This is a genomic window from Duganella sp. BJB1802 (assembly GCF_013369445.1).
Lineage (GTDB): Bacteria > Pseudomonadota > Gammaproteobacteria > Burkholderiales > Burkholderiaceae_D > Rugamonas > Rugamonas vulcania_A.
Genome location: NZ_JABWEF010000009.1, coordinates 41,261 through 56,346 on the forward strand (window position 1 = coordinate 41,261; position 15,086 = coordinate 56,346).

14 protein-coding genes are annotated in these 15,086 nt (G+C 65.5%); 4 read left to right on the forward strand and 10 right to left on the reverse strand.

Annotation, left to right across the window (positions count from 1 at the left end; translation table 11 throughout):
• Positions 1-9: 9 nt before the first annotated feature.
• Genes HUX88_RS15570 through HUX88_RS15595 form a run of 6 tightly spaced genes read right to left on the reverse strand, consistent with a single transcriptional unit; the run spans position 10 to position 7,389 of the window.
• Positions 10-2,214 carry an Ig-like domain-containing protein gene (locus HUX88_RS15570; RefSeq protein WP_176362377.1) on the reverse strand — a complete coding sequence of 735 codons (2,205 nt, stop codon included), beginning with the start codon at positions 2,212-2,214 and terminating at the stop codon, positions 10-12.
• A 53-nt stretch (positions 2,215-2,267) separates the two neighbouring features.
• Positions 2,268-4,463 (reverse strand): type IV pilus secretin PilQ, encoded by a 2,196-nt coding sequence (gene pilQ / locus HUX88_RS15575; protein ID WP_176362378.1) that lies wholly within the window; start codon positions 4,461-4,463, stop codon positions 2,268-2,270.
• The gene (locus tag HUX88_RS15580; protein WP_117014430.1) at positions 4,460-5,002 is read right to left on the reverse strand and encodes a pilus assembly protein PilP; all 543 of its coding nucleotides are present in this window, start codon (positions 5,000-5,002) and stop codon (positions 4,460-4,462) included. The genes pilQ and HUX88_RS15580 overlap by 4 nt, the downstream gene beginning before the upstream one ends.
• Positions 4,999-5,667 (reverse strand): type 4a pilus biogenesis protein PilO, encoded by a 669-nt coding sequence (locus HUX88_RS15585; RefSeq protein WP_117014431.1) that lies wholly within the window; start codon positions 5,665-5,667, stop codon positions 4,999-5,001. Before HUX88_RS15585 ends, HUX88_RS15580 begins: the two co-directional genes overlap by 4 nt.
• Before the next feature lies 1 nt (position 5,668).
• Entirely contained in the window at positions 5,669-6,313 is a 645-nt protein-coding gene (locus HUX88_RS15590) for a PilN domain-containing protein (RefSeq protein WP_176362379.1), read from the reverse strand.
• Positions 6,313-7,389, reverse strand: a complete 1,077-nt coding sequence (locus HUX88_RS15595) for a pilus assembly protein PilM (RefSeq protein WP_161090892.1) — start codon at positions 7,387-7,389, stop codon at positions 6,313-6,315. The genes HUX88_RS15590 and HUX88_RS15595 overlap by 1 nt, the downstream gene beginning before the upstream one ends.
• A 337-nt stretch (positions 7,390-7,726) precedes the next feature.
• On the opposite strand from HUX88_RS15595, the gene HUX88_RS15600 reads away from it, so the two are divergent.
• Together HUX88_RS15600 and HUX88_RS15605 are read left to right on the forward strand one after the other, a co-directional pair.
• Positions 7,727-10,078 (forward strand): penicillin-binding protein 1A, encoded by a 2,352-nt coding sequence (locus HUX88_RS15600; RefSeq protein WP_117014434.1) that lies wholly within the window; start codon positions 7,727-7,729, stop codon positions 10,076-10,078.
• Positions 10,079-10,146: 68 nt separating this feature from the next.
• On the forward strand, positions 10,147-10,530 hold the full coding sequence (locus HUX88_RS15605) for a hypothetical protein (RefSeq protein WP_117017723.1): 384 nt from the start codon (positions 10,147-10,149) through the stop codon (positions 10,528-10,530).
• A gap of 18 nt (positions 10,531-10,548) precedes the next feature.
• Here HUX88_RS15605 and cyaY read toward each other — a convergent pair whose 3' ends face one another.
• Positions 10,549-10,881 carry an iron donor protein CyaY gene (gene cyaY / locus HUX88_RS15610; protein ID WP_117014436.1) on the reverse strand — a complete coding sequence of 111 codons (333 nt, stop codon included), beginning with the start codon at positions 10,879-10,881 and terminating at the stop codon, positions 10,549-10,551.
• Between the two features lie 39 nt (positions 10,882-10,920).
• Between cyaY and HUX88_RS32395 the strand changes: the two genes are divergently transcribed.
• Together HUX88_RS32395 and lysA are read left to right on the forward strand one after the other, a co-directional pair.
• Positions 10,921-11,103, forward strand: coding sequence for a lipoprotein (locus HUX88_RS32395; RefSeq protein WP_229213344.1), 183 nt, complete (start codon positions 10,921-10,923; stop codon positions 11,101-11,103).
• Between the two features lie 5 nt (positions 11,104-11,108).
• Positions 11,109-12,386, forward strand: a complete 1,278-nt coding sequence (gene lysA / locus HUX88_RS15615) for a diaminopimelate decarboxylase (protein ID WP_161090889.1) — start codon at positions 11,109-11,111, stop codon at positions 12,384-12,386.
• 51 nt (positions 12,387-12,437) lie between these two features.
• Here lysA and HUX88_RS15620 read toward each other — a convergent pair whose 3' ends face one another.
• From HUX88_RS15620 to msrP, 3 genes are read right to left on the reverse strand one after another with little or no spacing between them, the layout of a single operon-like run.
• Positions 12,438-13,385 (reverse strand): Rpn family recombination-promoting nuclease/putative transposase, encoded by a 948-nt coding sequence (locus HUX88_RS15620; protein WP_176362380.1) that lies wholly within the window; start codon positions 13,383-13,385, stop codon positions 12,438-12,440.
• A 54-nt stretch (positions 13,386-13,439) separates the two neighbouring features.
• Positions 13,440-14,066, reverse strand: a complete 627-nt coding sequence (locus tag HUX88_RS15625) for a sulfite oxidase heme-binding subunit YedZ (RefSeq protein ID WP_117014439.1) — start codon at positions 14,064-14,066, stop codon at positions 13,440-13,442.
• Between the two features lie 4 nt (positions 14,067-14,070).
• Positions 14,071-15,048, reverse strand: a complete 978-nt coding sequence (gene msrP / locus HUX88_RS15630; protein ID WP_176362381.1) for a protein-methionine-sulfoxide reductase catalytic subunit MsrP — start codon at positions 15,046-15,048, stop codon at positions 14,071-14,073.
• Between the last annotated feature and the right edge of the window lie 38 nt (positions 15,049-15,086).

The window sequence follows — 15,086 nt, forward strand, 5'->3', positions numbered from 1 at the left end:
CAGTCCGAGTTAATTCGGGTTACTACATAAGGTTGATATCCCGTAAGGGCTGGATACGCCCGGAGGCTGGATTGCCTGGGTCGCATAATCGATGCCCAAACCCGGCAAGTGTACCAGACCTGTGTAGCTCGACTCACTACCATTTGCCTGGCCGCGCACGGTCAGGTTCACATCGAGCCAGTTGGCGCGGTCGCGCGGGTACACCAGCGAGACGATGGCCTGGCCCTTGGCGTCGGTGGTGATGTTGGTGGTGACCGTCACCGGAATGCCCGGATCGAGCACGCCGTTGCCGTTCAAGTCTTCCCCGGGATTGAGGATGCCGTCGCGGTTGATGTCCTCGTTGGCGCAGCCGACGTGCTGCACCGGCTCCCATGGTCCCAGCGGCAGCGTGTACTTCATGAAGCCCTTGAAGTAGGTGACCGGCAACACCGAGGCGGTCAGCTTGACGCCCGAGACGGCGTTGCCGGCCGCATCGGTCACCAGCACCACGTAGTCCAGCTGATAGGCCGCCGTGCCGCTCTGCCCCACCGTGCTGCCGGTGCCGGCGCTGATGAACAGCGACTTCTGCGCCACCGTCAGGCTGGCGACAGCGCTGGCGCCGGAGCCGCCGATGATCTTGGCCTGGATCTTCACGGCGTCCAGCCCCGATTGATTCGGGCCGGCGATGAAGCTGACCGTGGCCGCGCCATCGACGCCGGTGACCACCACGGCGGGCTGGGTCAGCGTGCCGGCGGTCGCATCGGACTGGATGGAGAAGGCCACGGTGGCGTTCTTGACCACGTTGTTCTGCACCGTGCCGTCGCGCACCACGGCGCGCAGGGTCGCCTGCTGGCTGGTGCTGCCGGGGCTGTTGACGCCGATGACGGCGGGGTCCGCCTGTATCGTGACGGTGGCGGTGTTGGTCAGCGGCGCCACGAACTCCAGGTCGGTCTGGGTGGTCAGGCCGCCGGTGGCGGCGGCGGTGATGGTGGCCACGCCGGGGCCGGTCGCGTTGACGTAGGCGGTGGCGGCGCCGCCGGCCAGCGGCAACGTGGTGCTCAGCGGCGAGGTGCAGCCCGGGTCGCTGTACACGACGCCGCGCGAGCTGCTGATGGTGACGCTGGCGGTATCGGGCGGGGTCGGGACCGGGCCGCCGGTGACGGCGATCCGCTGGCAGCCGCCGATGAAGGCCGAGCTTTCCGCGTTGCCGCCCGCGTCCAGCACCTTGACCGCGAAGCTCGACGAGTTGATCGCGATGGAGACCGAGTTGGTCTCGCCCGCCGCCTTGACGGTGATCAGGTCGCTGCTGCCGCTGCTGGCGGTGTAGCTCAGCACCAGCTGGCCAGCCGAATTGGTCACGGCCGCGCCGCCGCCCTTGACGGCCAGGCCGTTGGAATTGGAGCTGTAGGTCACGGTCTTGCCGCTCAGGCCGTTGCCGGCCGAGTCGACCAGCTTGACCGTGACGTCGGCGCTGGCGCCGACGTTGATGGTCGGCTGGGCGTTGATGGTCAGCTTGTTGCCGGCCACGTTGACGATCGCCGTCACCGGCGCCGCGCCCGGCGCCGAGGCCGTGATCTTGATCGCGCGCGAGGTCGGGTCGCCGCCGGTGCCCAGCTTCTCGGTCACGATGCCCTGGGCGTTGGAGACGCGGTTGGTCAGCGACAGGCTGCCCGAGTCGGCCTTGAGGTCGACCGTCACGCCGGCCATCACGGTGTTGTTGGAGTCGCGCACCAGGGCCACGACGTTGACCTCGTTGCCGGCGGTGCCGACCGAGGCCAGCGTGCCGGAATCGGTGGTCAGCGTCAGGCTCGGCACGGCGGTGATCACCGCCACCGACAGCTCGCTCGACTTGACCGCGCCGTTGGCGGCGCTGGCGCTGATGGTGATGGTGCGCGGCGTGGAGTCGCCCTTCACGCTGAGTTTCTCGACCACCTGGCCGGAGGCGTTGGTCACGCGGTTGGTGCTGCTGACGGTGCCGGAGCTGGCCGAGAAGTTGACCGTCTCATTGGGCAGCGCGTTGCCGCCGGCGTCGCGCACGATGGCCGTCAGGGTCACCTCGGTGCCGTCCAGGCCGGACGAGGCGATGGTGGTCGCACTGGCCGTCAGCACCACGCTGGCCGCCTTGGACGGCGCCACGCCATTGCTGTTGGCGCCGGCCGAGCCGCCGCCACCGCCACAAGCGGACAAGACACTGGCGCACGCCAGCATGGCCAGCCATCCGGTGATTTTTTTCATGATGCGAGTTCCCATAGTGTTCGTGAAATGAGCCTGCGATGCGGTGCTGCGGCCTAGCGCGTCGACAGCCGCTCGGCGACGATCTTCGGCGTGATAAAGACCAGCAATTCCGTCTTGTCGTTGGTGCGGCTGTTGCTGCGGAACAGATAGCCGAGCACCGGCACGTCGCCCAGCAGCGGCACCTTGTCGGTGGTGTTGCGCTCGGTCTGCTGGTAGATCCCGCCCAGCACCACGGTGCCGCCGTTCTCGACCATGACCTGGGTCTTGACGTGCTTGGTGTCGATGGCGAAGCCGGCGCGGGTTTCCTGCCCCACGCTGTCCTTGTTGACGTCGACGTCGATGACCACGTTGCCGTCCGGCGTGATCTGCGGCGTCACCTCCAGCCGCAGGTTGGCCTTGCGGAACATGATCGAGGTGGCGCCGCTGCTGGTGGCCACCTGGTAGGGCAGCTCGATGCCCTGCTCGATCAGCGCGATGGCCTTGTCGGCGGTGATCACGCGCGGGCTGGAGATGATCTTGCCGGTGCCGTCGGCCTCCAGCGCGGACAGCTCCAGGTTGAGGAAGCGGTTGGCGGCCGACGAGAACAGGCTGACCGCCAGGTTGCCGGCCTGGGCGCCGTTGATGGCGGCCGGCAGCTGAGCGAACCTGGTTGTTGCCGAAGCTGGCGTCGGTGGCCTTGATCTGCCGGTCACCTCGCCCACGCCGGTGATGTTGCCGCCGATCGCCACGCGGGTGTTGCTGGTGCCGAGCTGGTAGCCGGAATCGCCGCCGCGCTGGGTGCGCAGGTCGGCGAAGCCCAGCTTGGCGCCGAGGTTGCGGGTGAAGGTGTCGCTGGCCTCGACGATGCGGGCCTCGATCAGCACCTGCTTGGAGGCGATGTCGGTCTTGGCGATCAGCTTGCGCACGTCCTCCAGCTTGGAGGCGATGTCGGTGATGAACAGCTGGTTGGTGCGCGGCTCGATGATGGCGCTGCCGCGCTTGGACAGGATGCGGTTCTTGCTGTCGCCGCCGCCCTCCAGCCCGAACACGGTCTTGAAGGCGTCGGCCTTCTGGTAGTTCAGCTGGAAGATCTCGGATTTCAATGGCTCAAGGTCGGCGATCTGGGCGCGCTGCTCCAGCTCCAGCTTTTCCTTGGTCAGCAGCTCCTCCTTGGGCGCGATCCACAGCACCGAGCCGTTCTTGCGCATGTCCAGGCCCTTGGCCTGCAACACCACGTCCAGCGCCTGGTCCCACGGCACCTCCTTCAGGCGCAGCGTCAGGTTGCCGGCGACGCTGTCGCTGGTGATGATGTTCAGGCCGGAGATGTCGGCGATCGCCTGCAGCGCCGCCCGCACCTCGACGTTCTGGAAGTTGAACGACAGCTTCTCGCCGCGGTAGCCCTGGGTGCCCTGGGTCAGCTTGTTCGGGTCCTCCTTGATCGGCTTGACGTCGATCACCAGCTGGGTGTCGCTCTGGTAGACGGTCTGTTCCCACAGGCCGCGCGCCTCGATGGTCATGCGCGTGTTGTCGCCCTGCGGCACGGTGGTGACCAGCGCCACCGGGGTGCCGAAGTCGCTCACGTCGAGCCGGCGGCGCAGGCTTTCCGGCACGCCGGTCTTGAGGAAGTCCACCACCACGCCGGTCGGGGTCTGGCGCACGTCCACCGCGACCTGGCTGTTGGGCAGGTCGACCACCACCCGGCCCTCGCCGTTGGCGCCACGGCGGAAGTCCATGTCGCGCAGCAGTTGACGGGCGGCCGGCGCGGGCGGCGCGGCGGCGACAGGCAGGCCCTTGGCGTCGACCGCCTGGGCCAGGCCGCCGGAACCGTCGATGGTCAGGATGACGGCGTTGCCGTCGATGGCGGTGGCGTAGTTCAGGCTGCGCTTGAGGTTGAACACCAGGCGCGAGCGCTCGCCGGCCTGCACCACGTTCACGCCGCGCAGCTCGCCCAGGTTGAGGTCCTGCACGGTCTTGCCGGTGGCGTTGGCGGTGGCGCCGAAGTCCAGCGCGATGCGCGGCGGATTGGTGATGGCGAAGCCGATCGGCAGCTTGGCCGGCGGGTTCCTCAGCGCGATCTTGACGATCACGTTCGAGCCCTGCTGGTTGGCGGTGATGCCCTCGATGGCGTTGGCGGCGGGTGCGGGCGCGGCCGCTTCCGGCGCGTTCTGGGCGCGGACGGCGGCGGGCAGCTGCATGGCGAGGGCGAAAGCGAGCACCGGCATCCAGCTGGCGACGGCCAGGGCGCGCCGGGGCGTGATGTGAGCGGTCATTTGGTGTTCTCCTTGCTTTCCTGCAGTTCCAACTTGGATATGCGTTCGACCCAGTCGCCGCCCGCATCCTGTACGATTTCCTTGACGCTGACGCTGTTGTCGGTGATGGCGGTGATCAGGCCGAAGTTCTGGCCCACGTGCTGGCCCGCCACCACGTGGTACAGGCCGCGGTCCACCTGCAGCAGCGCGTACAGCACGCCCTTCTGCTGCACCGTGCCGACCATCTTGACGGTGTCGAGCGGGAAGCCCTCCAGCAATTCCTTGCGCCGGTCCATGTCCGGCTTGATGCCGTTGGCGCCCCTGGCCGAGGCCTTGGCCAGCTCGGCGAGCAGCTTGTTGGGATTGAAGGGATCGATGGCGTCGGCCTGGGCGTAGGCGAAGGGGATGAAGGTCTTGGGCTCGGCCAGCGGCGGCACCGCCACCTTGGCCTGGGCGTCGACCTGCTTCATCCACGCGCGCACCTCCTGCACGTCGCTGTCGCCGCAGCCGGACAGCAGCAGCAACGGGGCCAGCAGAATGGCCGGGGTCAGGGTTCTCATGATTTTTTCGCCGCCTTTTTCTTGTCGGCGGCGGCCTTGCGCTGGGCGCTGACCTCCTCCGGATCCAGGTAGCGGAAGGTCTTGACCACCGCCTCCAGGGTCAGCACGCCGTCCTTGCCGGCGTTCAGGCTCATGTTGTTGAGCGTGACGATGCGCGACAGGTTGGCCATGTTGCCGGCGAAGGCGCCGATGTCGTGGTAGCTGCCGGTGACCTTGATGTTGATCGGCAGTTCGGCGTAGTAATCCTTGACCACCACCTGCGCCGGCGTGAACGACTCGAACTGCAGGCCGCTGCCGGTGCCGGCGCGGCCGATGTCCTTGAGCAGCGCGTCCATCTCGGCCTTGCTCGGCAGCTGTTTCTGCAGCCGGTCCACGTACTGGTCCACCTGCGCCTTCTGCGCCCGCAGCGCCTCCAGGTTGATCGCCTGCGCGGTCTTGAACTTGTACTCGTCGCGCAGCTTGAGTTCGGCCTGGGCGCCGGCGTCCTGCTCCTCGAACTGCGAGCTCCAGTAGAGGAAATAGCCGGCCGCCACCACGGCCGCCATCACGCCCACGCTGCACAGCACGCGCGGCGCCAGCGGCCACTGGCCCGGATGGCGTCCGCCGAGATTGCGGAACTGGTCGGCGAATTGCGCGCCGAGCGCGTTCAGATCGAGCTTGGCCATGTTATCCGCGCTCCTGGTTCTTGGCCGGCTGGCCGGCGGCCGGGGCGCCGCCCTTGCCCTTGGCGCCGGTGGCGGCCGCATCCTTGTCGCGCGGACGCTTGATGGTGACCGACAGGTTGAACTCCACCACCTTCTTGGCGGTCTTGCCCTGGCCCAGGCCGGTGGACTTCACCTCGATCAGCTCGGGCCGCTCCAGCCACGGCGACACGCCGGCCAGGTTGCCCAGCAGCTCGGACACCCGCTCCTGCGACTGCGCATAGCCGCCGATGGCCACCTTCTGGCCCTCCTGCTTGAAGCCCTTCAGGTAGACGCCGGCCGGGATCTGCTTGACCAGTTCGTCCAGCAGGTAGACCGGCTGGTTGCGGTCGCCCTGCAAGTCCTCCACCGCCTGCTGGCGCGCCTTGAGCGCCTCGATCTCCTGCTTCAGCGTGGCGATCTCGGCGATCTTCTTGTCGAGGCCGGAGATGGCGGTCTTGATCACCTGGTTGCGTTCGTTCTGGATGGAGATCGCGCGGGCGTTGTAGCCGCCCACGACCAGCACCACGCCGACGCCGACGATGGCGCCCAGCGCCAGCAGCGCGAAGAAGGCGGCCTTCTTTTGCTTGCGCTTTTCCTCGCGGTGCGGCAGCAGGTTAATTTTGATCATCAGCCGAACCTCCGCAGGGCCAGGCCGCAGGCGACCAGGTAGGCCGGGGCGTCGCTGCGCAGCTGCGACTCGCGCACCGAGCCGCCCAGCTGCATGCCCTTGAACGGCGAGATCACGGCGCTGGATATCCGGGTGCGGCTGGCCACCATTTCCAGCAGGCCCGGCAGCAGCGCGCAGCCGCCGGCCAGGAACAGCTGGTCGACCCGCGTGTACGGCGTCGAGGTGTAGAAGAACTGGATGGCGCGCGTGACCTCCAGCGCCGCGCTTTCCAGGAAGGGCGTCAGCAGCTCGGCCTGGTAGGTGTCGGGCAGGTCGCCGGATTTCTTGCGGGCCTCGGCCTCGTCGTAGCTCAGGCCGAAGGTACGCACGATGTCCTGGGTCAGCGCGTTGCCGCCGAAGGGCTGCTCGCGCTCGTAGACGGTGACGCCGTCCAGCATCACCGAGATGTGCGTGACCTGGGCGCCGATCTGGAACAGCGCCACCACCTGGCCGGCGCCGGCCTCGGGCAGCTGGGCGGTCACGCGGTCCAGCGCGGCGCGGGCGGCGTAGGATTCGATGTCCATCACGGTCGCCTTCAGGCCGGAGGCCTCGGCGATGGCGACGCGGTCCTCGACCTTCTCGCGGCGCGAGGCGGCCAGCATGACCTCGATGTCCTCGGCCGAGTTGGCGGCCGGGCCGATGACGTCGAAGTCCAGGCTGACCTCGTCGAGCGCGAAGGGGATGTACTGGCTGGCCTCGGATTCGACCTGCACTTCCAGCTGGTCTTCCGACATGCCGGCCGGCAGGATGATTTTCTTGGTGATGACGGAGGCGGGCGGCATGCCCAGCGCCACCAGCCTGGTGCGGGTGCCGCTCTTCTTCCAGACCCGGCGCACGGCGTCGACCACCTGGTCCATGTTCTCGATGTTGCCGTCGACCACCGCGCCGCGCGGCAGCGGCTCGGCGGCGTAGCGCTCGAGCCGGTACTCGCCCTTGCCGCCCTGCGCCAGCTCGACCAGGCGCACGCTGGAGGTGCTGATGTCGATGCCCACCAGCGGCGGATTGCCCTGCCCCAGCAGCGTCTTGATATCGATCATACGAGCCTCCCGGCGCCACGGCTGGCGCCCGGATTTCTTTGCCGCCGAATCAACATTCGAACAGTGTGCATTTAGGAACTCGTTTGAAAACCAGCGTTTAGCCTGCTTATCTATGACCACACATTAAATCCTGCCTATATAAGTGTAAAGGTATTTCTATTGTGCACAATTGGCATGGTGTGAGGGTTTCGCCACACTTTTCCGGCGCTCCGTGGCCGCAAAAACAACTGAGTTGCTTTGTTGCTTACAGGTAAAGATTCCTGTCCACAGGCAGTGCGCGCCGCGACCCTTGCCTCGCTTATAATGGCCCGCAAACATAACTGAGAGATCGCACTGCATGGCTTCTTCTTCCAATTCGGCCCCGCCACCTTCGAATCCGCCCGGCAAACCGGCGGGCAAACCCGCCACCCGCTTCTTTCTGCTGGCCGGCCTGTCCGTGGTCGGCCTCGGGCTGGTGGGCCTGCTGCTGGTGGTGTTCGGGCTGGCGATGGCCTACCCCAACCTGCCCGAGCTCGACACGCTGACCGACTACCGTCCGAAGATGCCGCTGCGTATCTTCTCGGCCGACAACGTGCTGATCGGCGAGTTCGGCGAGGAGCGCCGCAACCTGGTACGCATCAAGGACATCCCCGACGTGATGAAGAAGGCCGTGCTGGCGATCGAGGACGACCGTTTCTACGAGCACGGCGGCGTCGACTACACCGGCATCCTGCGCGCGACCATCCACAACGCCACCGGCGGCGCCAAGCAGGGCGCGTCCACCATCACCCAGCAGGTGGCGCGCAACTTCTTCCTGTCGAGCGAGCAGACGCTCAAGCGCAAGGCCTACGAGGTGCTGCTGGCCTGGAAGATCGAGAAGAACCTCAGCAAGGACCAGATCCTCGAGGTCTACATGAACCAGATCTACCTGGGCCAGCGCGCCTATGGTTTCTCGTCGGCCGCGCAAATCTATTTCGGCAAGAACCTGAAAGACATTAGCGTGGCCGAGGCGGCCATGCTGGCCGGCCTGCCGAAGGCGCCGTCGGCCTACAACCCGGTGGTCAACCCCAAGCGCGCGCGCACCCGCCAGCAGTACATCCTGCAGCGCATGCACGAGCTCGGCTACATCACCGACAAGCAGTTCGAGGAGGCCAAGGCCGAGCAGCTGAAGGTCAAGACCGACAGCAGCGAGTTCGGCGTGCACGCCGAGTACGTGGCCGAGATGGCGCGCCAGCTGGTCTACGAGCAGTTCAAGGAGGACACCTACACGCGCGGCCTGAACGTGTTCACCACCATCACCAAGGCCGACCAGGACGCCGCCTACCTGGCGCTGCGCAAGGGCGTGATGGACTACGAGAAGCGCCACGCGTATCGCGGCCCGGAAGCCTACATCGACATCCCGCAGAACAAGGAGGAGGCGGACGACGCCATCGAGACCGAGCTGGCCGACCATCCGGACAGCGACGACATCGTGGCCGCCATGGTGCTGGCCGCCACGCCGCAGCTGATCACCGCCGTCACCGCCACCGGCGAGGAAATCAAGATCAGCGGACCGGGGCTGGAGATGGGCCGCTCGTGGCTGTCGGACAAGGCCGCGCCGAACAAGCGCATCCGCCGCGGCGCGGTGATCCGCGTCATGCAGGAGGGTAAGGACTGGCAAGTGACGCAGCTGCCGGAAATCGAATCGGCGTTCGTCGCGGCCGACACCCACGACGGCGCGATCAAGGCCATGGTGGGCGGCTTCGACTACAACCGCAGCAAGTTCAACCACGTGACGCAGGCGTGGCGCCAGCCGGGCTCGTCGTTCAAGCCGTTCATCTACTCGGCCTCGCTCGAGCGCGGGCTGTCGCCGGCCACCATCATCAACGACGCGCCGATCTCGTTCGACGCCGGCCAGACCGGCGGCCAGGCCTGGGAGCCGAAGAACTACGACGGCAAGTACGAGGGCCCGATGACGATGCGGCGCGGCCTGACCAAGTCCAAGAACATGATCTCGATCCGCATCCTGCACAAGATCGGCGCCAAGTACGGCCAGGAGTACACCACCCGCTTCGGCTTCGACGCCGACAAGAACCCGCCCTACCTGACCTTGGCGCTGGGCGCGGGCAACGTCACGCCGCTGCAGATGGCCGGCGCCTACTCGGTGTTCGCCAACGGCGGCTACAAGGTCAGCCCCTACCTGATCTCCAAGGTGACCGACGCCGACGGCAAGATCCTGTCGCAGGCCAATCCCGACAAGGCCGGCGACGAGAAGAACCGCGTCATCGACGAGCGCAACGCCTTCCTGATGGACAGCATGTTGAAGGACGTGGTGCGCTACGGCACAGCGACCAAGGCGCTGGTGCTCAAGCGTCCCGACCTGTCGGGCAAGACCGGCACCACCAACGATTCGATCGACGCCTGGTTCGCCGGCTACCAGCCGCATCTGGTGGGCATCGCCTGGATCGGCTACGACCAGCCGAAGAACCTGGGCAACCGCGAAACCGGCGGCGGCCTGGCGCTGCCGATCTGGATCGGCTACATGCAGAAGGCGCTGAAGAACATCCCGATCGAGGAGCGGGCGGTGCCGGAAGGCGTGATGCTGGTGGGCGACGAGTACTACTACACGGAAAATCCACCGGGCACCGGCGTGCACAACATCGACGGCGCCTCGCACGGCACGCCGGCCGAGGAAAAAGCCAAGGACGCCGTGAAGAACGAGTTGTTCTAAAAAAGCCGGAACACAACCAAGGGGCCGCAAGGCCCCTTGGTCATTGAGAGTCCACGTTGAGGAGCTGTATGAAGTTGTTGTTTTCTTTGATTGCCTTGTGCTCGGCGCTGTCGGCCGTCGCGGCGGAGCCGAGCAAGTTCGCCACCGGGACGGCGGCGTTCCTGGATGCCGAGCTCCCGCAAATGGACGAAGCCGTGGCGCACAAGGACCGCGCCTACTTCGGTCCGGCACTGGCCCGCACGCAGGCGTTTCTCAAAGGCTGGAGCGGCGAGCAGCTGGAACGCGATCCGGCCTGTTCCCGGGCGCTGAGCGAGTTCCTGATTGTCGGCCTGTGCAAGATTTCACCTCCGGGCACGCTGTGCGAGCCCGAAACGTTTATCCCCAAGGTGGACAACAACATCGCGCAGTGCCGCGCCGCGGCCAAGCCGGACGAGACGGCGGCGAAGCAGTGACGCCGCCCCTTGCGGGCCTTATTCGCCCAGCACCACCGGGCTGCCGCCCTGCGCGCTGACCATCTCCGACAGCGAGTAGAACAGCTCGGAGCCGTCGCGGGTGTTGAGCCACTTGCCGTCCTTCTGCTTGTAGTGGTAGCCGCCCGAGCGCGACGCCACCCACAGCTCCTGCATCGCGGCCTGGCTGTTGACGATGATCTTGGAACCATTGTCGATAAACTCGATTTCCAGCACGTTGCCGCTGCGGCTGCACTCGACGTCGACCATGTCCTCGTCGTTCAGACGGTCCAGCGACGCCTCGATGGCGGTAAGGGTGGCCTCGGCCTGCGCCAGGAATTCTGATTCGCCCATGCTACACTCCAGTATCTATAGTCAATCCGTGATTTTATCGTGAAGTCCACATTCCGTTTATTTATCGGCACCGTTTGCGGCACAACCGCGCTGTGCCTGACCGTCTTGTTGAGCGGCTGCGGCCAACCCGGCCCGCTGTACCTGCCCAAGGCTCCACCGGCCAAGCCCGCCAAGAGCACCGAAGCTGCCCCGGTTCCATCCACTCCAGCACCCCAACAATAATCCTTATGTCGCAATTTTCCTATGTAAATGGCGTGCTGCACGCCGAGGGCGCCTCGCTGGCCGCCATCGCCGCGCAGTTCGGCACCCCGACCTATGTGTACTCGAAGGCGCAGCTGCTGGCCAACTACGCCTCCTACGCCGACGCCTGCGCCGGCCGCGACGCGCTGGTCTGCTACGCCATGAAGGCCAACTCCAACCTGGCCATCCTCGACCTGCTGGCGCGCCAGGGCGCCGGCTTCGACATCGTCTCCGGCGGCGAGCTGCTGCGCGTGCTGGCGGCCGGCGGCGATCCGCGCAAGGTGATCTTCTCCGGCGTCGGCAAGAGCGTCGACGAAATGCGCCTGGCGCTGTCGCACGACATCCTGTGCTTCAACGTCGAATCGATCCCCGAGCTGCACCGTCTCAACGAGGTGGCCGGCTCCATGGGTAAGACCGCGCGCGTATCGCTGCGCGTCAACCCCAACGTGGACGCAAAGACCCATCCCTACATCGCGACCGGCCTGAAGGCCAACAAGTTCGGCGTGGCCTTCGACGACGCGCTCGACACCTACCGCGCGGCCGCCAAGCTGCCGCACCTGGAAGTGGCCGGCATCGATTGCCACATCGGCTCGCAGCTGCTGGACGACGCGCCGCTGCTGGAGGCGCTGGACCGCCTGATCGAGCTGATCGACAAGCTGGGCGACGAAGGCATCGTGCTGCACCACCTGGACATCGGCGGCGGCATCGGCATCAACTACGGCGAAGCGGGCGAGGCGCCGCCGGTGCCGGTGGGCGACTATCTGGCCCGCCTGTTCGCGCGCGTGGACGCCTGGCGCGCGGAGCGCCACGGCGGCAAGCCGATCAAGGTGATCTTCGAGCCGGGCCGTTCGATCGTCGGCGACACCGGCGTGCTGCTAACGAAGGTGGAGTTCATCAAGCACGGCGAGGAAAAGAATTTCTGCGTGGTCGATGCAGCGATGAACGACATGGCGCGTCCGGCGTTGTACCAGGCGTGGATGGACATGCAGCCTGTGGTGCAGGGCAAGGCGGGCGCGCTGGCGTACGACGTGGTGGGTCCGATCTGCGAATCGGGCGACTGGCTGGCGCGCGACCGCGAGCTGGCGGTGGAAGCCGGCGACCTGCTTGTGATGCACAGCGCGGGCGCCTACGGCATGACGATGGCGTCCAACTACAACACGCGCGGCCGCGCGGCGGAGATCATCGTCGACGGCGAGGTGTGCCACGTGGTGCGCAAGCGCGAGAACCCGGCCGATTTGTACGCGCTGGAATCGCTGATCAAGTAAGCCGGTCATCCGGCAAGCAAAAGCCGCCCGCCTCGCCGCCGGCGGCTTTTTTCATGCGGGCTGGTCTTCGGCAAAAATTTCCTGGATGTTGTGAGCCTCAAATAGTCGATCGAACCAGAGGTCCAACTGGTCCATTTCCGCAGATTCAACCCGCCGACTCAACTTATTGGGCAGCGAACCAAAGCGCTTGATAAGCAGTTTCTTCAGGCGTTGCCGGTCACCATACAGTTCAGCTTCGTAACGAAGCGCATCATCAAGACTATCGAAAAATGGAACCGTCATCGCTTTAGCCTCCGAAACGATACGTAAATTGATCATACGCTCACGCGCCAACCGCTGCAAACGAACCGCAACCCATCGCGTCAGCGCCTGCTGCGCGCTGACGCGATGGGCTATTCCCGGTTGTTGGCGCCATGTTTCAAGTTCGCCAGCAATGTCCTGTTCGGTTGCCAAGCGCTCGATGCGAAATGCCGTAGCGACAAGATTCTGAAACACTGCCAGCGCCGCAATCGGAAGGCGCTGCTGGTCTATGAGTAAATAGCTCTGTGCCGGCTGCAAATGCCGGATTTCTGGCGGCACAGCAGCGATAAGGCTGGCAAGGCTTAGACTGGCTTTCCATCGCCGTTTGCCGTTATAGAGAACCAGCGGAAATACCGGCGGCAGGCGGCCAGTCTCTGGCAACTCGTGGCGCTTGATCAGGTCTTGATAAAGCAAGCCGATATAGACCTGCATGCGCAGCGCCATCCAGTGGTCGGAACGGGATTGGAATTCGAGCAGCAGGTAGATGTAGATCCACTCGCCGGCCAGGCGCACACGCCAGACCATGTCGCTGTGGCGATGGTGGCCGCCGTCGCTGACGTAGCTGCCGTTGATGCGCTCGAAACTGTCGAGGTCCAGCTGCCGCACCCACTCGCCCGGCACGAAGCCCAGCAACAGGTCGCGCACCATCTCTGGATACGCGAACAGTTGCTTGTATGCGGTGTCGTCCTCGCTGGCCATCGGCCCAGTGTAGCGAGGCGGAGCGCGCCGCTGTTGGGCGCGCTCAAAGGAGCGCTAGCGCGCCGCCGCGGCCGACAGCGCCTTGCCGCGCGCCCAGTACACCCGCATCAGCAACAGCGCGCCGAGGATCAGGCCGAAGATGATAGGCTGCGTGAAGTTGTGCTTGCCCGCCTTCATCCACCAGAAGTGCAGGATGGCCAGCGGCGCGATCACATAGATCAGCCGGTGCAACCACTGCCAGCGCTTGCCGCCCAGCCGCTTGATCATGCCGTTGGTGCTGGTCGCGGCAAGCGGTATCAGCAGCACGAAGGCGATGAAGCCCACCGTGATGAACGGCCGCTTCAGCACGTCCTTCCACATCTCCTGCACGTCGAAGAAATGGTCGAACCACAGGAAGGTCATGAAGTGCAGCACGCCGTAGAAGAACATGTACAGTCCCATCATGCGGCGCAGCTTGATCAGCCAGTTCCATTTGCTCAGCTTGCGCAGCGGCGTCACCGCCAGCGTGAAGCACAGGAAGTACAAGGTCCAGTCGCCGGTGCCGCGCGTGATGAATTCCAGCGGCTCGACCAGTTGCCCGGTCAAGGTCAGGTACACCATGCGCGCCAGCGGCACCAGCGCCAGCACGAACAGCGCAGCCTTGATCAGCCCGGTCTGCCGGGCGGTGGGATTGAACGCCATACGCTTAGAAGAACTTCTTCAGGTCCATGCCGGCGTACAGCGGCGCGACGTCGGCATAGCCGTTGAACATCAGCGTCTTGCGCTTGCGGGCCAGGAAGCCGTCCTCGCCGATGCGGCGCTCGGACGCCTGCGACCAGCGCGGGTGGTCCACGTCCGGATTGACGTTCGAATAGAAACCGTACTCGCTCGGCGCCGACAGATTCCACGACGTGCGCGGCTGCTCTTTGACGAAGCGGATCTTGACGATGGATTTGGCCGACTTGAAACCGTACTTCCACGGCAGCGCCATGCGCACCGGCGCGCCGTTCTGGTTGGCCAGCGTTTCGCCGTACATGCCCAGCGTCAGCAAGGCCAGCGGATGGTTGGCCTCGTCGATGCGCAAGCCCTCGGTGTACGGCCATTGCAGCACGCGGCTGCCCACGCCCGGCATCTGCTTCTTGTCGGCCAGCGAGACGAATTCCACGTACTTGGCGTTGCCGGTCGGCTCGACCTTCTTGATGATCTCGGAGAAGGAGTAGCCGATCCACGGAATGACCATCGACCAGCCCTCCACGCAGCGCAGGCGGTAGACGCGCTCCTCCAGCGGCGCCAGCTTGAGCAGCGCGTCGATGTCCAAGGTCATCGGCTTGTTGACCTCGCCTTCGATGGACACCGTCCACGGCCGCGTCTTGAGCGTGCCGGCGTACATGGCCGGTTCGCTCTTGTCGGTGCCGAATTCGTAGTAGTTGTTGTAGCTGGTGGCGTCCTTGTAAGGCGTGTGCTTGTCGAGCGCCGAATAGGAGGGATTGAGCTTGGCCGCCAGCTTGGGATTGACGCCCTGCGCGAACGCTTCGCGGTTGGCCATCTCCAGCAGCGCGGCGCCGCCGAGCGCGCCTGCGGCGACTTGCTTCATGAAGTTGCGGCGCGATTCGTACACCTCGCGCGGCGTGATTTCTGATGAAAACGGCAACTCGATGCCGTTGGGGCTACGCTTGATCAGCATGCTGACTCCAAAGATTGTGCAAGGTTGAGACTTGGTCG